The organism is Nocardia sp. NPDC004123, from assembly GCF_053603795.1.
The window spans coordinates 59055-79165 of the sequence record NZ_JBSGGG010000033.1 but is presented as its reverse complement, the minus strand read 5'-3'; the positions used below and the strand labels follow the sequence as shown (position 1 = coordinate 79165).

Sequence of the window (20111 nt, the reverse complement as noted above, 5' to 3'; positions counted from 1 at the left end):
GGACCGAGCTGCGGCGGGCGCAGCCGGTCCCGCTCGGCGGGGGCTATCCGATCGACGGTTCGAACGTGGTGTCGTGACTATTTCGGTTCGCGCCCAACCTGTTTCAGGGCCAGGCGCAGCGCGAATTCGATTTGGGCGTTGATGCTGCGGAGATCGTCGGCGGCCCACTTGGCGATGGCTTCGTGGACCGCCGGATCGAGCCGGAGCAGCACCTTTTTCGGCTCGCGCTTGACCATCAGGAGTAGAGGGTTCCGGCGTTGACGACGGGTGCGGCGGAGCGGTCGCCGCACAGGACCACCAGCAGGTTGGACACCATTGCCGCCTTGCGCTCCTCATCGAGTTCGACCACGCCCTGGTCGGCCAGTCGGTCCAGGGCCATGCCGACCATACCGACCGCGCCCTCGACGATGCGGCTGCGGGCGGCGACCACCTGGGCGGCCTGCTGGCGAACCAGCATGGCCTGGGCGATCTCCGGCGCGTAGGCGAGGTGGGTGATGCGGGCCTCGATGATCTCGATGCCGGCCAGTTCGGTGCGGGCGCGCAGTTCGGTGGTGAGCTCGCCGGCCACCTCGGACCCGTCCCGCAGGCTGGCGGTGTTCGCGTCGTCGGACTGGTAGGGGTGGGTGGTGGCCAGGTGCCGGACCGCGGTCTCGGACTGGGTGCGGACGAAGTCCTCGTAGTCGTCGACGGCGAAGGCGGCCTTGTAGCTGTCGACCACCTGGTACACGACCACGGCCGCGATCTCGACCGGGTTGCCGTCCAGATCATTGACCTTCAGCTTCTGGGTCTCGAAGTTCCGGACCCGCAGCGAGATGCCGCGGCGGCTGGACAGCGGGGTGACCCAGTGGAAACCGGATTCGCTGACCGAGCCGATGTACTGGCCGAAGAACTGGATCACCTTGGCCTGGTTGGGATTCACCACGATGAACCCGCTCGCCGCCAGCACCGCGGCCAGCAGCGTGACGGCCAGCGCCACACCCAGGACGGCCGACGAACCGCCATCGCCGCCCCGGGTATTCAGCGTGTGCGCCTCGACGGCGATCGCGATGATCAGCAGTATCAGGACCCCCAGCATGAGGAATCCGTTCAGCCGGAAGGCTCGACGCAACTCCATGACACTCTCCTAGTATCGAAGTGATATCACGACGATAGCGCGCAAGGGAGCCGGAACCAAGCCCGGAAACACGGCTCGCCCCGCCACGGACGGGTGTGACGGGGCGAGCACGCGCGGATCCGACGCGGTCAGCGCGGACGGATATTGCGGTTGTTGCGGAACAGGTTTGCCGGGTCGTACTTCGCCTTCAGACCCGACAGCCGGTCGTAGGTGGCGGCGCTGTATCCCGCCCGGGTCTGGTCCTCATCGGCCTGATCGCCGCCGCCGTAGAGGAAGTTCAGGTTCTGGCCGAGAGTCCAGGGCTGCAGGGTCTTCAGCACGAGCGACAGCCGGTCGTCGATCTGGTCCGCGTTGTCCGGGTTCGGCATTGTCAGAATGCGGGCGATGTACTCGGCGTCGCGGTGGTCCATGGCGATGCCGTTCGGCCCTGGGCGGCCCAGCGCGCCGCCCAGATGGCGCAGACCGGCGATCACCGGCACCGGCGACTCGGGGCCGGTGGCCTCCAGGAAGGCGTCGGTGGCGTCGGCGGGCAGGTCGGACAGCAGCGCGTTGGTGGCCAGGTAGGGGTGCGGGTGTTCCGGATCCCGGTAGATGGCATGGCTTTCGGTGTACGGCATGGCCCGCAGGTCGTCGGCCATCCGCGCGCCGACCGCGCGCAGCGGGGCGACCAGGCGCTCACCCTCTTCGGCGGAACCGGTGAACGCGATATTGATGGTCGCGACGTACCGGCCGCGCAGGTGCGGCGGGAATGCCGGAATGTCGGGGAAGGCCATCATGGTGATGGCCGAGGTCATCTGCTCGGGCACGTCCCGGGTCCACAGTCGCCACGCTTCCAGCGCGGGTCCGACCAGCGGGGTGTCGAATTGCAGCTGGCCGCCGTACACCGTGGTGATCGGCAGCAGCGCCAGCTCCAGTGCGGTGACCACCCCGAAGTTGCCGCCGGTGCCGAGCACCGCGCCGAACAGCTCGTCGCCGGGCTCCAGCCGGCGCAGCCGGCCGTCGGCGGTGACGATCTCGATGCCGCGCACATGCTCTGCGGCATAACCGAATTCGCGGGCCAGGATGCCGATGCCGCCACCGAGGGTATAGCCGACCACGCCGACCGAGAGCGACGAGCCGTTCAGCGGCGCGAGACCGTGCGCGGCGGCCGCCTCGATCAGGGCTCCGGCCTGGACGCCCGCCGCCACCCGGGCGGTCCGGGCGTCGGCGTCGATGCGGATGTCGGTCATGCGGCGGGTGGTGATGAGCACGCCGCCGTCCGTGGCGACCGAGAGACCGTGGCCGGTGTTCTGCACGGCGACCGGAAGGCCGTGGCGCGCTGCGTATTCCACGGCGGCGCGGACGTCCTCGGCGTGTGCCGCGCCCACGACCACGGCGGGACGGTGGGTGTAAGCGGTTTGGAATCCGGCGATCTCGGCGTCGTAGCCGGTGTCGCCGGGCTGGAAGACCGGGCCGGTGGTGGCGGGCAGTTCGGTGATCGCTGTCTTCGTCATGGCACCAACTCTGCTCGGCTCCGATCAAGAACTCCAACAGATAGTTTTTCTCGTTGCTAGAATCAACAGTTATGGAACTGCGCCAGCTGCGGTACTTCGTGACGGTGGCCGAGGAGGCCAACTTCACCCGGGCGGCCGCCCGGCTGCACCTGGCGCAGCCGGGGCTCAGCGCGCAGATCCGGCAGCTGGAACGCGAACTGGGACAACCACTTCTGGACCGTTCCAGCCGCTCGGTCACGCTCACCCCGGCCGGCGCGGCGGTGCTGCCGCTGGCCCGGGCGGCCCTGGATCAGGTCGAGCGCATCACCCACACGGTGGACGAATTCACCGGGCTGCTGCGGGGGCACGTGCGGGTCGGGCTGATCTCCGGCGCGGCCGGCGAGGAGATCGACATCGCCCAGGTGCTGGCCGACTTCCATCGCGACCATCCGCAGATCGTCATCTCCCTGACCGAGGACACCTCCGAATCCATGCACGCAGCGGTCCGCCGCGGTGACCTGGATATCGGGGTACTCAGCGTTTCCGGCGACCTGGATCCGGGCATCGGCACCGAAACCGTCTACGACAGCGCCATTGTCGCGGCGGTGGCGGCCGGGGCCGAGGGCTTCGGCGAACGAATCACGCTGGCCGAGCTGTGCACCCATCCCCTGATTTGCCTGCCGAGCGGCACCGGCCTGCGCGGGCTGCTCGAAAATGCCTGCGCTGCAGCAGATCTCGTCCCCAATGTGGCCTTCGAGGCCGCCGCTCCCCCACTGCTCATCCGGCTGGCCGCGCACGAGCTGGGCGTGGCCGTCATCCCGCGCGTCCCCGCCGACGAGGCGGCCCAATCGGGGGTGCGCACCCTGGAGATCGATCCGGAGATGCGGGGCCGTTTGGTCCTGGCCTGGAGTACCGAACGGCCACTGAGCCCGGCCGCGAAAGTCCTGCTCGGACAGCTCCGCATCGCGTTGGCGCGCTGGAAGGATCCGGCGCCGATGCCCGCCAAGCCATAGCGGTTCGTCACGCCCCGGCCGCGAACAGCGCCCGCAGGCCGCCGTCCCGGATCGCCTGGACACCGACCAGCACCAGCAGCACCACACCGGTCACGATGTGCTCGACGGCATCGCTGCGGTGATTCGGGAAGCTGAGCATCAGCACGCTGTGCGCGAACAGCGCCCAGACGCCGACCACGAATCCGCCTCCGATAGCGGCGATCACGCAATACCAGGCGGCCCAGCGCTTGCGCAGCGCGGCCACCAGCGCGGGCGTGAACAGCAGCAGTCCCGCGAGCCCGTGCCAGCCGTTGTAGTCCATGCCGAGCACGGGTGTGGCCGGGGCGTGCTCGCCCATGGCGAAGCTGGGTTCGGCGACCCAGCCCGCGATCGCCCAGACGATGTGGACGGCTCCGACCGCGAGGACCGCCCATTGCAGGAAGCTCCACCGCGTCGATTCGACCGGATGCTCCGCTACCGCCGTGAACCCCATGTCGCTGCCTCCCACAGTGCGACCGAATGCCTACTACACAATGTAGTTTAGTTTTGCGGCCACCGTAAGGCCCATCACATAGTTACCTAAACTTCCCCATTGCGGACATCGATAGGGATGTTTAAGGTAGTTTTCGTGACAGATCGTCTGTACTCCGTCGACGAGGTAGCCGAGCGTCTCGGCCTGCACGTCCGCACCGTCCGCGGCTACGTGCGCGACGGGAAGCTACCCGCCACCCGTATCGGCAAGCAGTACCGCATCGCCGCCACCGATCTGGCGGCCTTCACGGGCCTGCCCGAGCCCGGCAGCCCGCGCGAATCGGTTGCCCGGCACCGGCATTCGGAAGCGTCGACCATCATCGAGGTCGACGCCGTGGATCCCGGCACCGCCGACCGGGTCAGCACCCTGCTGACCGGCGCGGCGGCGACCCGGGGACCGGACGGGCAGCCCCTGCGGATCCAGACCTTCCACGACCGCGAACGCGCCCGCCTGAAGGTCATTCTCGTCGGCGGCCTGGGCGATACCGCCCGGCTGCTCGAATACATGGAAGGAGTCCTCGCGTCGTGAACGCGATCTACAAATCCGAGGCCGGCCGCGCCGCCATCCAGGCCCGCTACCGGGATGTCCTGCGGCAGTGGCCGGTTCCCGCCGAGCAGCTGCACCTGGCGACCCGCGAGGGCGACACCTTCGTGCTCGCGTCCGGCCCGCAGGACGCCCCGCCGGTGATCCTGCTGCACGGCTCCGGCTCCAACAATTCCGCCTGGCGCGGCGATATCGCCTCCTGGACACGGGATTTCCGGGTCTACACGGTCGACCTGCCCGGCGAACCCGGTGGCAGCACCGAATCGCGCCCGGCTCTCGGCTCCGAGACGCTCGCCCAGTGGCTCGACGATGTCCTTGCGGGCCTTCAGCTTTCGTCCGCGAGCTTCGTCGGCATGTCCCTGGGCGGCTGGATCGCGCTGGACTACGCCGTCCGCCGGCCCGACCGCGTCACGAAGCTGGCCCTGCTGTGCCCCGGCGGCATCGGCAAGCAGCGCTTCGGCTGGATCTTCAAGAACCTGGTCGACCACCTGTTCAGCAATCACGACCTGCGCCGCTCCGCGGCCATTGTCACCGGCCTGAACCTGACCGACCACGCGGAGATCCTGGACGATGTGACCCTCACGTTCACGCACTTCACTCCGCGCACGGGCAAGCTGCCGATCTTCACCGACGACCAGCTGCGTAGCCTCACGATGCCGGTCCTGGTGATCGTCGGCGAAGACGACGTCATGTTCAAGTCCGCCGACACCGCGCGCCGCGCAACGCAATCCATCCCGGATGCGACCACCCTGGTCCTCCCCGGCGTCGGCCACGCCATCCTCGGCCAGACCGCCCCCATCGAGGAGTTCCTCCGGAAATAGCACGATCAGGGAGCTGTCACCGCGGGGAATTCGGGTGAATTCCGCCGGGGACAGCTCCCTGATCGTGTTGTGCGCCTACAGAATGCGCGACAGGAAGGCCTTGGTCCGGTCGTGCTGGGGGTTGGCGAGCACCTCGCGCGGGTTGCCCGCCTCGACGACGACACCGCCGTCCATGAAGACCAGCTGATCGGCCACCTCACGGGCGAAGCCCATTTCGTGGGTCACCACGATCATGGTCATGCCGGATGCCGCGAGTTCTCGCATGACGCCGAGGACCTCGCCCACGAGCTCAGGGTCCAGCGCCGAGGTGGGCTCGTCGAAGAGCATGAGCTTGGGGTCCATGGCCAGGGCCCGCGCGATGGCCACGCGCTGCTGCTGACCGCCGGAGAGCTGGGCGGGGTAGGCATCGGCCTTGTCCGCCAACCCGACTCGGTCCAGCAGCTCCCGGGCCCGGGCGACCGCGGCGGGGCGCTTGAGCTTCTTGACCTGGGTCGGCGCCTCGATGATGTTCTCCAGCGCCGTGCGGTGCGGGAACAGGTTGAAGTGCTGGAAGACCATGCCGATGTCGCGGCGCTGCTTGGCGGCATCGCGCGGGTGCAGCTCGTAGAGCTTGCCGGCCTTCTCGCGGTAGCCGACCAGATCGCCGTCCACATAGAGCCGTCCGGCATTGATCTGCTCGAGATGGTTGATGCAGCGCAGGAAGGTGGACTTGCCGGAACCGGACGGACCGATCAGGCAGAGCACTTCGCCGCGCTTCACCTCCAGCGTGATGCCCTTGAGCACCTTCAATGCGCCGAAGTTCTTGGCGACCCGGTCGGCGCGCACCATGGGCACGCCCGAAGGCGGCAGCGCGTCTTCGACGAGCGGAATCGGATCCTTGGAGAACGACATCGAGTCCTCGGACATATCAGCGTTCACCTATCCCGTTCCGCCGGCGACTTGCGCCTGAGCCAAGGCGCGCAACTGCTTTGCCGTCAACTGCCGCGACGAACCCCGCGAGTAGTACCGCTCCAGGTAGTACTGGCCGATCATGAGCACGCTCGTGATGAGCAGGTACCAGGTGGCGGCCACCAGCAGCAGCGGAATCGGCTGGAAGTTGATGCTGTAGATGTCGCGGGCCCGGCCGTAGAGGTCGGTGGTGAGCGGGATGGCCGTCACCAGCGAGGTGGTCTTCAGCATGGAGATCAGCTCGTTGCCGGTGGGCGGGATGATCACCCGCATGGCCTGCGGCAGCACCGTGCGGGTCATGGTCTGCGACCACGACATGCCCAGCGCCACCGACGCCTCGCGCTGCCCCTCGCCCACGGAATTGATCCCGGCGCGCACGATCTCGGCCATGTAGGCCGCCTCGTTGAGACCCAGGCCGATCATGGCGAAGAAGAACGGCGCGGACCAGTGCTGCACATCGAAGTGCGTCAGCGACGGCCCGAACGGCACGCCCACGGTCACGGTCTTGTACAGCGAGGGGAACAGACCCCAGAACACCAGCTGCACATAGACCGGGGTACCGCGGAAGATCCACAGGTACGCCCACGCCACCGAGCGCAGCACCGGATTGGGCGACAACCGCATGACCGCCAGCAACACACCCAGCACCACGCCGATCACCATGGCCAGCACGGTCAGTTCCAGAGTGACCAACGCACCCTTGGCGATTCGCTTGTCACCCAGGTACTTGAAGTAGGTGTCCCAGTGGTACGCCTCGTTGGTCTTGGCGCCCCAGACGAACAGGGCCAGGGCAATCAGAATGATCGCGGCGGCGATCCACCGGCCCGGCCGTCGCAGCGGAATCGCTTTGATCGGCTCGGGCTCGGTGCTCGCGACCGCCGACGCAGCCGAGGCTGCGGAATTGGTCTCGTCCTGCGACATAATTCTTTAGCTCGTCGCCCCGTTGATGCCCGACTTGGTGATCGCGCCCTCCTGGACACCCCAGTTCTCGGCGATCTTCTTGTACTGCCCGTTGTCCATCAGGTACTGCACGGCTTCCTGCAGCACCGGCGCGAGCGGCGAGCTCTTCTTGACCGGCCAGCCGTAGGGCGCGGAGTCGAAGATCTTGCCGGCCGCCTCGATCTTGTCGCTGGCCTGCTTGATGGCGTACGCGGTCACCGGGGAGTCGGCGGACATGGCGTCGACCTGACCCTGCACCAGCGCGTTGGCGGCGGCGGACTGCTCGTCGTAGGCGACCTTCTGGATCTCCGGCTTGCCCGCGTCGGTGCAGGCCTTGGACTTGGCCGGGATCTCGTCGGTGTCCTGAACGGTGGTGCGCTGCACCGCGACTCGCTTGCCGCAGGCATTGTTCGGGTCGACCGGCTTGCCCTTCTGCTGGGCCCACTGGCTGCCCGCGGAGAAGTAGTCGACGAAGTCGGCGGTGGCCTCGCGCTCCTTGTTGTCGGTGAAGGAGGACATGCCGAGATTGAAGGTGCCCGCCTCGATGGAGGGGATGATCTTCTCGAAGTCGGCTTCCTTGTAGTCGGCCGACAGGCCCAGCACCTTGGCGACCGCGTCCATCAGATCGACGTCGAAGCCGACGATCTTGCCGCTGCTCGGATCCCGGTACTCGTTGGGCTGATAAGGCACGTTCACACCGACGATCAGCTTGCCGGAGGACTTGATGTCGGCGGGCACCTTGGCGGCGATGGTGTCGACCTTGGTCACATCGACCTTGGCCACAGCGGGGCCGCTGGACTCGGAATTGCTGGTACACGCGGTCAGCGCGAGAGCGCCGCCGGCAACGACGACAGCGGCCCGCAGGACACGCCCGCGAAGAGAGTTACGAACAGACACAGCAGTCCTCCACAGTTCGGGTGCGCGACATCCGGGTGTCGCCCGCCGTTTGAAATGTAAGCGAGTGACACCGTCCGTGTCGGTCGGTAACCGAACATTAATCGGCGACACGCCATCGCGTGGCCGAACACGCCCGGTCCCGGAAGTGCGCGCTCACCAGCGGTGCAGCCGGGCGCGCACCTGCTCGGTGAATTCGGAGGTAGAGGCTAGCCCACCCAAATCGGACGTCGCAACACCGGCCCGCAACGTATCCGCAACCGCGTGTTCCATCCGGTCGCCCACTCGCCGCAGGGCGCTGTAGCGCGGGGTCCGGCTCATCCAGCGCAACATGCCCGCGGCGGAGTTGAACAGCGCCACCGGATTCGCGCGATTGTGCCCGGCCAGCGTGGGGGCCGCGCCGTGCACGGCCTGCGCCATGATCTGCGTGTCCGAACAGTTCACCGACGCCGCCATGCCGAGCGAACCGCTCAGCTCCCCCGCCAGATCGGAAAGGATGTCGCCGAAGAGGTTTTCGGTGACGATCACGTCGTAGTCCTGGGGCGCGCGGACCAGATGCGCGGCCGCCGCGTCGACGTGCTCGTCGCCCACCTCGATGTCGGGATACTGCGCAGCCACCTCGTAGCAGACGTCGCGGAACATGCCCATGGTCATGGGCAGCACGTTCGCCTTGTGCACGATGGTCACCTTCTTCGAGCGCTCACCCGCGATCTCGAAACTCAGATGCGCGATGCGTTCGATCGCCGGGCGGGTGAACACGCCGACGGCCAGCGCCACGTCCGGCGACGGCTGGAATTCGCCGGAGCCCGCGGCCATATTGCGGTCGGCGTAGAGGCCCTCGGTGTTCTCGCGCAGGATCAGCAGATCCATGTCCGGGGCGACCGAGCGCACGCCCTCGAGGGTGCGGGCCGGGCGGATATTGGCGTAGAGCCCGAAGCGTTTGCGCACCGCCCCTGCCGGCGGCAGGCCCGTGCGGTGCTCGGGCGCGTAGGAGGCGCTGTCGTGCGGGCCCATGATCCAGGCGTCCAGTCCGGCCAGCCCGTCGAGGGTCTGCTCGGGTACCGGGTTGCCGTACTGCTCGATCGCCGCGTGTCCCAGCGGCAGCGTCACCCATTCCACCGGCGGCAGACCCGTGGCCTGGAAGGCGTCGTCGACCACATCCCGGGTGGCGCGCACGATTTCCGGACCGATGCCGTCGCCCTCCAACAGGCCCAGGCGTACTCGAGTGTCGCTGTCGCTCATGGGAGCCATCCTCGCGCAACCCCCGCGGCGGCGGCGCTCCGGCACACGGCCGCGCGTGTTTCGAGATCTCGGCGTAGGTTCGGGACACCATGGTGCAATCGGTGGAGCTGGTGCTCGACGTGACGGCCGAGGCCGAGGTGCGGCGGCAGTGGGCGCTGCTGCGCGAAATCGGATTGCACGCGCCCGGGCCCGAGCACCGGCCGCACATCACCCTCGCGGTCGCCTCCGAGATCTGGCCGCGACTCGATAAAGTCTTGGCGCGCCAGGAGTTTCGGCCCTTTCCGATCCGGCTGGGCGGACTGCTGGTGTTCGGCGCACGCACGCCCATTCTGGTCCGGGCCGTGGTGCCCTCCGCAGCACTGATCGCCCTGCAGCACAGGCTGTTCCGCGTCATCGAGGAGTGCCCGGGCATTCCCGCCAACGTGCGCCCGGACATCTGGACGCCGCACGTCACGCTCGCGCGGCGGCTGCGGCCGGGACAACTCGAGGCGGCGCTCGACGCGGTGGCCTGGGACAAGGACTTCCGGGCTACCGTAGAGGGCATCCGTCGATGGGACGGTGACCGGCGTGACGAGTGGCCCGTTTCCGGGACCGAACGACTCTGAACGACCGACCGGCCGATCAGCCAGGGAAGATAACCAGCGGGCCCCGTGTTGGACCGGGGGACATCGATACGAGAGGAAACCATGGCCACCCAGACCCTGACCGAGCAGAACTTCGACGAGGTAGTCACCGGCAACGACGTCGTTCTCGTCGACTTCTGGGCATCGTGGTGCGGCCCGTGCCGCAGCTTCGCCCCGACCTTCGAGAAGTCGTCGGAGACGCACCCCGACGTGGTGCACGGCAAGGTGGACACCGAAGACCAGCAGGGCCTGGCCGCCGCCGCCAATATCCGCTCGATCCCGACCATCATGGCCTTCCGCGAGGGCGTGCTCGTCTTCGCCCAGCCCGGCGCGCTGCCCCCGGCCGCCCTCGAGGACCTGGTCACCCAGGTGAAGGCCCTCGACATGGACGAGGTCCGCAAGCAGATCGCCGAGCAAGAGTCGAAGTAGGCCGCGCTCCCCGCGAACTCAGCGCCGCAACCCCGGAAGGAGTTGCGGCGCTTGGCTTTTCAGCCGCCATCTCACGGCTTTCAGCAGACATCTCACGCAACCCGGCCCCGCTGCCTCAGCAGCGGGGCCGGATTCCCGCGTCGCTCAGAAGTGCGAACCGAGCCGGTTGATGCCGGCGATCATGGCGCGGATGGTGGATTCGGCCGGATCGTCGGCGAGGGCGGCGCCCCAGCCGCGGCGGCCGTTGAACTCGCACTGGATGAAGGTGGCCATGCCGTCCGCGGTGCGGCGCTGGTGGAACGCGAGGATCTCCACCGGGTAGCCCTCGTCGTAGAGGGCCGAGGTCAGCGCCGCCACCGGGCTGCCCGTCGCCACGACGGTGCGCAGGTGATCGGCGATCTCCAGGGTGGCCGTGCCGGCGCGGTGGCCGATCGGAGTCCAGTCGCTGAGCTTGACCGGGCCCGTCGGGGCGCAGTACCGGTCGTGGAACTCGGCGGGGGTCAGGCCGATGCACTCGGTCCGCAGACTCGCGGGGGCAGCGGCGATGAACGCGGCGGTATCAATGGTGATGGTCATTGAACTAGGTCTTCCCGACTTCTTCCGAAGAAAGTGACAGAGGGGACCAGCAAGAAAAGTTCATTCGGCCGCAGCGAGGGGCCGGTCCGAATCAGACCCCGCTACGGCGGAGAACTACGAGTACGCGCGCGCCAGCCACACTCGCGGTGAGCGAAGTGAGCGCGGCGCGGTCGCGGTCGGCGACTTCGAGCGCTGCGCTGCGGCTGTAGGCGGGATTCGGCACGGAGTCGAGCATAGGGGGACACCCTCGCAATGGCAACCATATTCGCAATCGACCCATGAGTAACTTCGCCGCAGGTCACCGGATATGCGACGGGCACCACACCGGCCGAGAAAGAGTGCGAGCAAACACCATGGGGCCCGCAGACATCCGATACGTGAACATGCCCAGCTCACGGCCGGTCCGCCTCCCCGAAACTTCAGCGGACGGCAGTGTGCGGTCGGAGTCACACACCCGTGCCCTGCGGTCAGTCGGGTACCCGAATTTCGGACGTACCCGGCGAGTTACCCATGGCGCAGCGAAATCAGTTGCTACGCGCCGAACGCCTCGACAGCGCCGGCCGCGCTTGCCTCCTAGTGCGCGGCCGAATCCCAGCTGCGGCCCACGCCCACCGAGACCTCGAGCGGCACCGAGAGTTCGATGGCATTGGACATGTGCTCGCGCGCAAGCGATTCCAGTTGCTCGCGCTCGCCGGGAGCGACCTCGAAGACGAGTTCGTCGTGAATCTGCAAGAGCATCCGGGACTTCAGCCCGGCCGCCCGGATCGCCTGCTGGGTGTCGATCATGGCGACCTTGATGATGTCGGCCGCCGTGCCCTGGATGGGGGCGTTGAGGGCCATCCGCTCGGCGGCCTCGCGACGCTGCCGGTTGCTGGAATCCAGATCCGGCAGATAGCGGCGGCGGCCGAAGAGGGTCTCGGTGTAGCCGGTCTTGCGGGCCTGCTCGACGGCGTCGCGCAGATAGTCGCGGATGGCGCCGAAACGGTTGAAGTAGATGTCCATCTGGACCTTGGCCTCGTCGGCGCTGATCTTCAACTGCTGGGACAGACCGTAGGCGGACAGGCCGTAGGCCAGGCCGTACGACATCGCCTTGATGCGGCGGCGCAGTTCCGGATCCACGTCGGAGATGGGGATGTCGAAGGCCTTGGAGGCGACGAAGTTGTGCAGGTCCTCGCCGGAGTTGAAGGCCTCGATCAGGCCCTCGTCCTTGGAGAGGTGGGCCATGATCCGCATTTCGATCTGGCTGTAGTCGGCGGTCATCAGCGACTCGTAGGCGGTGACACCGTCGGAGCCCGCCCCGGTGCCCACCACGAAGGTGTCGCGGATGCGGCGGCCCATATCGGTGCGGATCGGGATGTTCTGCAGGTTGGGCTCGGTCGAGGAGAGCCGGCCCGTGGCCGCGACCGTCTGATTGAAGGTGGTGTGGATGCGGCCGTCGTCGGCGACCGATTTGAGCAGCCCGTCCACGGTCACCTTCAGCCGGGTGGCGTCGCGGTGCTCGAGCAGGTGCTGCAGGAACGGGTGCTGGGTCTTCTCGTAGAGGCCCTCGAGCGCGTCGGCGTCGGTGGTGTAGCCGGTCTTGGTGCGCTTGGTCTTCGGCATGTCGAGCTCGTCGAACAGCACCACCTGCAGCTGCTTGGGCGAGCCCAGGTTGATCTGCCTGCCGATTTCACCGTAGGCGGCGTTCGCGGCGTCGGCGACGCGGTCGGCGAAGTCTCGCTGCAGCTCTTCCAGCTGGGCCGTATCGACGGCGATGCCCGCGGCCTCCAGATCGGCCAGCACGCTCAGCAGCGGGAGTTCCATATCGCGCAGCAGGGCGGTGGACTCGATGCGCTCGAGTTCGGTGTCGAACGCGTCGGCGAGGTCGGAAACCGCACGGGCGCGCAGCATCTGGGCATTGGCGACCTCGGCGTCGACCTGCTCCTCGTCGTCGAGCAGCGACAGCTGGCTCTCGCCCACATTGTCGACGCGCAACTCCCGGCTCAGGTAGCGCAGCGACAGGTCCTCCAGGTTGAAGGTGCGCTGGCCGGGCAGGATCAGGTAGGCGGCCAGCGCGGTGTCGCTGGTGAGCCCGCCCAGCTGCCAGCCGCGGCCGCGCAGCGCGTGCATGGCGGTCTTGGCCTCGTGCAACGCCTTCGGGATCTCGGCGTCGGCGAGCCAGGCGCCCAGCGCCTTCTCGTCCTCCGGGGTGAGGGTGTGCACATCGATGTAGGCGCCCTCGCCGTCGGCGGCGGCCAGCGCGATGGCCTGGGTGTCGCCGTTGATCGGCGAACCGGTGCCGACCACGGAAACACCGTGCCGCACACCGGTTCCGGCGTGCTCGGCCAGCCAGTCCGCGACGGTACCGGCCGCGAGGGTGCTGCCGCTGATCTCGAAACCGGCCTCGGCCTCGGGCTCCACCGGAGCCAGGGTGTCGAAGAGGCGATCACGCAGGACGCGGAACTCCAGCTCGTCGAACAGGCGGTGGATCTTCTCCCGGTCCCACGGCTGCACGGCCAGCTGCTCCGGGGTGTAGGGCAGCGGCACGTCCTTCACCATCTCGGTGAGCTGACGGTTGAGCACGACGCTGGACAGGTTGGCGCGCAACGCGTCTCCGACCTTGCCCTTGACCTTGTCCACCTGGTCGACCAGCGTGGCCAGATCACCGTATTCGCGCACCCACTTGGCGGCGGTCTTCTCCCCCACGCCCGGGATGCCGGGCAGGTTGTCGCTCGGGTCGCCGCGCAGCGCCGCGAAGTCCGGATACTGCTGCGGGGTGAGCCCGTACTTCTCCTCCACCGCCGCCGGGGTGAACCGGGTCAGCTCGGAGACGCCCTTCTTCGGGTAGAGGACGGTGACGTTGTCATTGACCAGTTGCAGCGAATCGCGGTCACCGGTGACGATGAGCACCCGGAAGCCCTCGGGTACGGCCTGCGTGGTGAGGGTGGCGATCAGATCGTCCGCCTCGTATCCCTCGATGGCCATCACCGGAATCCCCAGTGCCCCCAGCACTTCCTGGGTGGTCTCCACCTGGCCCCGGAACTCGTCGGGCGTGCTGATCCGGTTCGCCTTGTACTCGGGGAACGCCTCGGTCCGGAAGGTCTTCCGGCTCACGTCGAACGCGGCGGCCACATGCGTGGGCTTCTCGTCCCGCAGCAGATTGATCAGCATCGCCGTGAATCCGTACACGGCATTGGTGGTCTGCCCGCTCTGCGTCTTGAAGTTCTCCGCCGGCAGCGCGTAGAACGCGCGATAGGCCAGCGAATGCCCATCCAGCAGCAGCAGGGTCGGCTGCTCCCCGGACGCAGATGCGGGCACAACACCAGGACGCTGATCAGTAGAGGCAGGGGTCACCCGACAGAGTCTAGGTATCCCCTCCGACATCCGTGGGCAGCGGGCATACTCGGCCCGTCGCCGCAGGTCAGCAAAACCGATTTCATCGCGGCCGGGCTACCTGGTAGCGTATGCCCTCGCCAAGGGGTGTAGCTCAATTGGCAGAGCAGCCGTCTCCAAAGCGGCAGGTTGCAGGTTCGATTCCTGTCGCCCCTGCAGAAGGCTTCGGGCCGGTCACCGGAAGGTGACCGGCCCGAATGCTTTTCGGGGCCCGGCCGTCAGCCGACGCCGAGGTAGGCGGATTTGACGGCGGGATCGTGCAGGAGGGCCCGGCCGCCGCCGGTTTTGGTGACCTCGCCGGTTTCCAGGATGTAGGCGCGGTCGCTGCGGGTCAGCGCCTGCTGGGCGTTCTGCTCGACCAGCAGGACCGTGGTGCCCTGGGCGTTGATATCGGCGATGATGCGGAAGATCTGCTGGATCACCATGGGGGCCAAGCCCATTGACGGCTCGTCCAGCAGCAGCAGCTGGGGGCGGGCCATGAGGGCGCGGCCGATGGCCAGCATCTGCTGTTCGCCGCCGGAGAGCGTGCCGCCCACCTGGCGCCGGCGTTCGAGCAGTCGCGGGAACAGCTCGTAGACCCAGTCCAGGGTGTGGGTGTAGTCGGCCTTGGCCTTGAACGGTCGTGCGTGGCAACCCATGTCGAGGTTTTCCTGGACCGTCATGCCGGGGAAGACGCCGCGGCCCTCGGGTGCCTGGATCAGGCCCGCCACGACGCGTTCGTGGGCCTTCATGCGGGTGATGTCGCGGCCCTGGAACATGATGCGGCCGCGGGAGAGCGGCAGCAGGCCGGACAGGGCACGCATGGTGGTGGTCTTGCCCGCGCCATTGGCGCCCAGCAGGGTCACCAGCTCGCCCTGGCCGACCGACAGCGAGATGCCGTGCAGGGCTTGGATTCTGCCGTAGTTGACCACCATGTCCTCGACCGTCAGCAGGGGCTGATCGGACGGGGTGTCCGGCACATCCGGCACTGGGATGGGCTTGGCCAGGTCCGGAATCGGTTGTGCGCCAGGCTTGCCCGGGTTCACCTCGGCGCCGGCGGCCGACGCGGCTGCGGCCTGCTCGGCGCCGCTGTCCGCGGCCTCCGCCTCGTCGGGCACGCCCAGATACGCGTTGATCACGGCCGGGTCCTGGCGGATCTGGTCCGGCAGCCCGTCGGCGATCTTGCGGCCGAACTCGAGCACCACGATGCGGTCGGTCACGCCCATGACCAGCCGCATGTCGTGCTCGATGAGCAGCACGGTGTAGCCGTCGTCGCGGATCTTGCGGATCAGATCCATGAGCGCCGACTTCTCGCTCGGGTTGAAGCCGGCGGCCGGCTCGTCCAGGCACAGCAGTTTCGGTTCCGTCGCCAGCGCGCGGGCGATCTCCAGGCGGCGCTGATCGCCGTAGGAGAGATTGCGCGCCTTCTCCACCGCGTGCGCGGCGATGCCGACGAATTCCAGGAGCGCCATGCCTCTTTCGAGCGAGTCGCGCTCCTCGCTCCGGTGCCGGGCGGTGCGGAAGATGGCGCCCGGGACCGAGGTCCGGTGCCGGGCGTCCGCGCCCACCACCACGTTCTCCAGCGCGGTCATCTCGCCGAAGAGCCGGATGTTCTGAAAGGTGCGCGCGATACCCAGGCGGGTGATCTCGTTGCGCTTGGTCTTGGTGAGCGGCTTGCCGTCGAAGTAGACGGTGCCGCCCGACGGCCGGTACACGCCGGAGATGGCGTTGAAGCAGGTCGTCTTGCCCGCGCCATTGGGTCCGATGAGCCCGAGGATCTCGCCGCGGCGGATCTCGAAGCTCACGGCGTCCAGCGCGGTGAGACCACCGAACTTCACCGTCAGCCCGTCGGTGCGCAGCAGCGGCGCGCCGATCGCGGTCTCGATCTCCCGGTGCGGCGCAACGACTTCCGCGACCACCTCGTGGTCCTTGTAGACCGGCAGCACCTCGGTCACGTCCAGCGTGCCCGCGCTGGGCTCGACCTCCGGCGCCGCGTACCCGGCCGCCATGTCCTCGTTGTCGAAGAGCGCGTCGCCCGGCCCCGTCATTGCCCCGCTCCCGTCGCCTGCGCGGCCACCACCGGCCGTCGCACCGCCCGATACACCTGCCGCCCGTAGGCGAGCAGTTTCTGCCGAGCCGGGAACAGACCCTGCGGCCGGAAGATCATCACCACCACCAGCGTGAGTCCGAAGAACAGATACTTGTAGTCGCCCAGCGACTGCCCGCCCACGTTCACCGACATGAACCGGTTGGGCAGATACACGATCAGGAACGCACCGACGATCACGCCGAGCTTGTTGCCCTGGCCGCCCAGCACCACCGCGCACAGGAACAGCATCGAATTGATGACGTTGAATCCGGCCGGGTTGATGAACTGCACCTGGCCCGCGTACAGCGCGCCGGACAGGCCGCCGATGGCCGCGCCGATGGTGAAGGCCCACAGTTTGAACTTGAAGGTGGGCACGCCCATGATCTCGGCGGCGTCCTCGTCCTCGCGGATGGCCACCCAGGCGCGGCCGACACGGCTGCGCTCGAGATTGCCGACCAGCATCAGCACACCGACCACCAGCACGATGCCGAGCCAGTACCACCAGGTGCCGGAGTTGGCCCGGTCCAAGGGATTCCAGCTGCTCGTGTCGCCCAGGTTGCCGGAGGAGAAATAACCGCCGGGGTGACTGTCCGACTCACCGAGCTTCGGATACTGGATCCGCGACAGCCCGAGGCTGCCATTGGTGATCTCGGGCAGATTGTCGGCCAGCAGCCGCACGATCTCACCGAAGCCGAGGGTCACGATGGCAAGGTAGTCGCCACGCAGGCGCAGGGTGGGCGTACCCAGGATGAGCCCGGAGATGGCCGTCAGCAGAATCGCGATCGGCACACACGCCAGCCACGCCCACTTGGGGTCGAGGAAGCCGCCGTTGGTCTGATTCCACGGGCTGTTCGGGCTGGTGAGCAGACCCACCGAATACGCGCCGACCGCGTAGAAGCCGACATAACCGAGGTCGAGCAGACCCGCCTGCCCCACAACCACATTCAGGCCGATGGCGATGAGGGCGTACATGGCGAACTGCGCCATCACCCCGCCGAAACTGGTGCCGGGGGTGTCCAGCAGCGGCAGCTTGAACAGCGGCAGCACGGCCAGCACGATGACCGCCGGTACGCCGAACGCCCACTGCGCGGGACGGGACAGCCCGCCCCACCAGTTGCGGATGGCGTCGCCGACGCCCCGTCCGGCGGGCGAATGCTGTGGCACGGGGGCCGGTTTCGTCGTCGTCATGCCCGCGCCCTCCCCAGGCTCTCGCCCAGAATGCCGGTCGGGCGAATCATCAGCACGCCGACCAGCACCACGAAGGCCACCACATCACGCCACTGCGTGCCGAACAGGATCTGCCCGTAGTCCTCGGCCAGACCCAGCAGCAGGCCGCCCAGCAGCGCGCCGCGCAGGTTGCCGATGCCGCCCAGGACCGCGGCGCTGAACGCCTTGATGCCCAGAATGAATCCGCCGTTGTAGATGATGCCGTTGGGGATCTTGAGCGTGTACAGCAGCGCGGCCGCACCCGCGAGCACGCCGCCGATGAGGAAGGTCAGCATGATGACCCGCTCCCGGGAGACGCCCATCAGCGTGGCGGTATCGGGGTCCTGCGCCACCGCGCGAATGCTACGGCCGAATTTCGTTTTATTGATGAGCAATTCGGTGGTGAGCGCGAGCGCGATCGCTGCCAGCACGATCACCAGCGAGATATTCGTGACCGAGGCGCCGAAGATCTGGAATTGCTCGGTGGGCTTCACCAGCACGATCGGCTGCTGCGCATTGGTGCCGCCGAGCTTGTTGCTGGTCAGCTTCGGCAGCACGTAGTGCACGAATTCCTGCAGTACGAACGACATTCCGATCGCGGTGATCAGGAAGATCAGCGGTTTCGCGCCGCGTTTGCGCAGCGGGCGGTACGCGACCCGCTCCAGGCCCACCGCGGCCGCGCCGGAGACCAGCATGCCGAAGACCATGGCGGCGCCGAGATAGATGACGGTCGAGACGACGCCCTGGGAATACACATCGCCACTGGCGGCGAATCCGAAGACCATCAGCCCGACCAGCTGGCCGAACATGCCCAGCATGAAAACTTCCGAATGGGCGAAATTGATCAGGCGCAACACACCGTAGACCAGTGTGTACCCGACCGCGACCAGGGCGTAGATCGAACCGTAGGTCAAACCTTCGACGGTCAGCCGCCAGAATTGATCGACTACGCCGGAGACATTGAATTCGATGGAACTGCTCGCGAGGAGGGTCACATCGGCCAGAGCGGGTGCAGACATTCGTTACTTTCGCCGTCCGAGGAAAACAGCGTGCGCCGAAAACGATTCGGCACACGCTGTTCCGAATAGTGAGTGCTACTTGACCTGGTACATCCAGATCAAAGCGTTCGCCAATTCACCGGTGGGGCCCCACTTGTATTCGCGGGCCAGGCCCTGGCCGTCGTAGTTGCGCACGAAATCGACCAGATCGGGGCGGGTGACCTTACCGGCCTCGATGCCCTTGAGCACGATGGTGGTCAGGTCGTAGCCCTCGGTCGAATAGGTGCCCGGGTCATAGTTGTTGAATGCCTTGTAGGCGGTGGTGAACTTGTCCGTCGCCGGACCACACGGGCACGACAGCAGCGCGTCCTTGGAGGCATTGCCCGCCTGCTTGACGAATTCGACGTCCTTGGTGCCGTCATCGGAGATGAAGGTCGCGGTCACGCCGCCATTGCGCAGCTGGCTGACCAGCGGGGACGCCTCGGCGTAGTAGCCGGCGTAGAAGATGGCGTCCGGCTTGGCCGAGGCCATCTTGGACACCGTCGCGGAGAAGTCCTTGTCCTTCTGCTTCACGTTGGCCGCGCAGCTCGGGTCGGCGATCGAGCCCAGGCCCTCGGTGACGGTCTTGGCCAGGCCGGTGCCGTAGTCCGAGTCGTCGGCGATGACGCAGATCTTCTTGAACTTGCCGGTGCCCTTGAGGTATCCGGCCACCGCCGGACCCTGGATGCCATCGTTGCCCAGGCCGCGGAAGAAGTTGTTCCAGCCGTTGGTGGTGAGGGTGACGTTGGTGGCCGACGGCGTCAGCGACAGCAGATTGGCCTGGTTGAGGATCGCGCCGGTCGCCTTGGTCTCACCGGAGAAGGTCGGGCCGATCAGGGCCACGATCGACGGATCGCTGACGATGGTCGGGATGACCTGGGTGGCCTTCTGCGGGTCGCCCTCGGTGTCGAATTCCTTGACCGTCACCTGACAGCCCGGGTTGGCCTTGTTGTGCTGGTCCAGCGCCAGTTTCACGCCGCGGATGATATTCAGGCCGAGGTTGGCGTTGTCACCGGTGAGCGGGCCCGCCATCGCGATCGTCTGGGATGCGCATTTCCCCTTGCCGTCGCCGGCCGGATCCGCGGCCGCGCTGGTGTCCTTCGCCGGAACTTCCTTGCCCTGGCCATCCACCTGCACGAGAGGCTGAATGGTCAGATTCGAGCCGCCACCCGAATTATCCGTTGATTTGCTACTGCATCCCGCCGACGCCAGAGCGAGTACGGCCGCCGCTCCGATGACCACCGCTCGCGCCGTGCGACTGCGTCGCAGGGACGACGTGCGCGTCAATGAACCAAGCACGATT

19 protein-coding genes, 1 tRNA gene and 1 pseudogene are annotated in these 20111 nt (G+C 67.4%); 6 read left to right on the top strand and 15 right to left on the bottom strand.

What is annotated here, in order from left to right:
- Window positions 1-77: 77 nt before the first annotated feature.
- The 3 genes from ACWEQQ_RS37845 to ACWEQQ_RS37835 form a co-directional block, all read right to left on the bottom strand.
- Window positions 78-236, bottom strand: a complete 159-nt coding sequence (locus ACWEQQ_RS37845; protein WP_196054659.1) for a hypothetical protein — start codon at window positions 234-236, stop codon at window positions 78-80.
- Window positions 236-1114: an SPFH domain-containing protein gene (locus ACWEQQ_RS37840; protein ID WP_354846126.1), complete on the bottom strand. Its 879-nt coding sequence runs from the start codon at window positions 1112-1114 to the stop codon at window positions 236-238. Before ACWEQQ_RS37840 ends, ACWEQQ_RS37845 begins: the two co-directional genes overlap by 1 nt.
- Window positions 1115-1242: 128 nt before the next feature.
- Entirely contained in the window at window positions 1243-2607 is a 1365-nt protein-coding gene (locus ACWEQQ_RS37835; protein ID WP_452351570.1) for an FAD-binding oxidoreductase, read from the bottom strand.
- Between the two features lie 71 nt (window positions 2608-2678).
- On the opposite strand from ACWEQQ_RS37835, the gene ACWEQQ_RS37830 reads away from it, so the two are divergent.
- A complete protein-coding gene (locus ACWEQQ_RS37830; protein WP_452351569.1) occupies window positions 2679-3599 on the top strand; it encodes a LysR family transcriptional regulator in 921 nt (306 codons plus the stop codon).
- A 7-nt stretch (window positions 3600-3606) separates the two neighbouring features.
- On the opposite strand, the gene ACWEQQ_RS37825 is transcribed toward ACWEQQ_RS37830, so the two are convergent.
- Window positions 3607-4071 (bottom strand): DUF4383 domain-containing protein, encoded by a 465-nt coding sequence (locus tag ACWEQQ_RS37825; protein ID WP_452351568.1) that lies wholly within the window; start codon window positions 4069-4071, stop codon window positions 3607-3609.
- A 135-nt stretch (window positions 4072-4206) separates the two neighbouring features.
- Between ACWEQQ_RS37825 and ACWEQQ_RS37820 the strand changes: the two genes are divergently transcribed.
- Together ACWEQQ_RS37820 and ACWEQQ_RS37815 are read left to right on the top strand one after the other, a co-directional pair.
- Complete coding sequence (locus ACWEQQ_RS37820) at window positions 4207-4638, top strand: helix-turn-helix domain-containing protein (protein ID WP_354846114.1); 432 nt, start codon at window positions 4207-4209, stop codon at window positions 4636-4638.
- On the top strand, window positions 4635-5474 hold the full coding sequence (locus tag ACWEQQ_RS37815; protein WP_452351567.1) for an alpha/beta fold hydrolase: 840 nt from the start codon (window positions 4635-4637) through the stop codon (window positions 5472-5474). Before ACWEQQ_RS37820 ends, ACWEQQ_RS37815 begins: the two co-directional genes overlap by 4 nt.
- A gap of 75 nt (window positions 5475-5549) precedes the next feature.
- Here ACWEQQ_RS37815 and ACWEQQ_RS37810 read toward each other — a convergent pair whose 3' ends face one another.
- The 4 genes from ACWEQQ_RS37810 to ACWEQQ_RS37795 form a co-directional block, all read right to left on the bottom strand.
- Complete coding sequence (locus ACWEQQ_RS37810) at window positions 5550-6302, bottom strand: amino acid ABC transporter ATP-binding protein (RefSeq protein WP_452351588.1); 753 nt, start codon at window positions 6300-6302, stop codon at window positions 5550-5552.
- A gap of 90 nt (window positions 6303-6392) precedes the next feature.
- The gene (locus ACWEQQ_RS37805; RefSeq protein ID WP_354846108.1) at window positions 6393-7343 is read right to left on the bottom strand and encodes an amino acid ABC transporter permease; all 951 of its coding nucleotides are present in this window, start codon (window positions 7341-7343) and stop codon (window positions 6393-6395) included.
- Window positions 7344-7349: 6 nt separating this feature from the next.
- On the bottom strand, window positions 7350-8258 hold the full coding sequence (locus tag ACWEQQ_RS37800) for an ABC transporter substrate-binding protein (RefSeq protein ID WP_452341183.1): 909 nt from the start codon (window positions 8256-8258) through the stop codon (window positions 7350-7352).
- A 153-nt stretch (window positions 8259-8411) separates the two neighbouring features.
- Window positions 8412-9497, bottom strand: coding sequence for an isocitrate/isopropylmalate dehydrogenase family protein (locus tag ACWEQQ_RS37795; RefSeq protein WP_452351566.1), 1086 nt, complete (start codon window positions 9495-9497; stop codon window positions 8412-8414).
- 89 nt (window positions 9498-9586) lie between these two features.
- Here ACWEQQ_RS37795 and ACWEQQ_RS37790 point away from each other — a divergent pair, with 89 nt between their 5' ends.
- Both ACWEQQ_RS37790 and trxA read left to right on the top strand, forming a co-directional pair.
- Window positions 9587-10102: a 2'-5' RNA ligase family protein gene (locus ACWEQQ_RS37790; protein WP_452341181.1), complete on the top strand. Its 516-nt coding sequence runs from the start codon at window positions 9587-9589 to the stop codon at window positions 10100-10102.
- 81 nt (window positions 10103-10183) lie between these two features.
- Window positions 10184-10549, top strand: a complete 366-nt coding sequence (gene trxA, locus ACWEQQ_RS37785) for a thioredoxin (protein WP_120739276.1) — start codon at window positions 10184-10186, stop codon at window positions 10547-10549.
- A 144-nt stretch (window positions 10550-10693) separates the two neighbouring features.
- Here trxA and ACWEQQ_RS37780 read toward each other — a convergent pair whose 3' ends face one another.
- On the bottom strand, window positions 10694-11125 hold the full coding sequence (locus ACWEQQ_RS37780; RefSeq protein WP_379402160.1) for a 2-isopropylmalate synthase: 432 nt from the start codon (window positions 11123-11125) through the stop codon (window positions 10694-10696).
- A 573-nt stretch (window positions 11126-11698) separates the two neighbouring features.
- A complete protein-coding gene (gene polA, locus ACWEQQ_RS37775; protein ID WP_452351565.1) occupies window positions 11699-14458 on the bottom strand; it encodes a DNA polymerase I in 2760 nt (919 codons plus the stop codon).
- Window positions 14459-14580: 122 nt separating this feature from the next.
- Between polA and ACWEQQ_RS37770 the strand changes: the two genes are divergently transcribed.
- Window positions 14581-14653, top strand: a tRNA-Trp gene (locus tag ACWEQQ_RS37770).
- Between the two features lie 62 nt (window positions 14654-14715).
- Here the strand turns inward: ACWEQQ_RS37770 and ACWEQQ_RS37765 are convergent.
- The 5 genes and pseudogenes from ACWEQQ_RS37765 to ACWEQQ_RS37745 form a co-directional block, all read right to left on the bottom strand.
- Window positions 14716-15411 (bottom strand): ABC transporter ATP-binding protein, encoded by a 696-nt coding sequence (locus tag ACWEQQ_RS37765; protein WP_364619648.1) that lies wholly within the window; start codon window positions 15409-15411, stop codon window positions 14716-14718.
- Between the two features lie 171 nt (window positions 15412-15582).
- A pseudogene (locus ACWEQQ_RS37760) lies at window positions 15583-16524 on the bottom strand (ABC transporter ATP-binding protein); the annotation flags it as partial.
- The gene (locus ACWEQQ_RS37755) at window positions 16521-17753 is read right to left on the bottom strand and encodes a branched-chain amino acid ABC transporter permease (RefSeq protein ID WP_452341178.1); all 1233 of its coding nucleotides are present in this window, start codon (window positions 17751-17753) and stop codon (window positions 16521-16523) included. The gene ACWEQQ_RS37755 and the pseudogene ACWEQQ_RS37760, both read right to left, overlap by 4 nt.
- Window positions 17750-18790, bottom strand: coding sequence for a branched-chain amino acid ABC transporter permease (locus ACWEQQ_RS37750; protein WP_357002979.1), 1041 nt, complete (start codon window positions 18788-18790; stop codon window positions 17750-17752). Before ACWEQQ_RS37750 ends, ACWEQQ_RS37755 begins: the two co-directional genes overlap by 4 nt.
- 75 nt (window positions 18791-18865) lie before the next feature.
- Window positions 18866-20077, bottom strand: coding sequence for a branched-chain amino acid ABC transporter substrate-binding protein (locus tag ACWEQQ_RS37745; protein ID WP_452341223.1), 1212 nt, complete (start codon window positions 20075-20077; stop codon window positions 18866-18868).
- Window positions 20078-20111 lie beyond the last annotated feature (34 nt).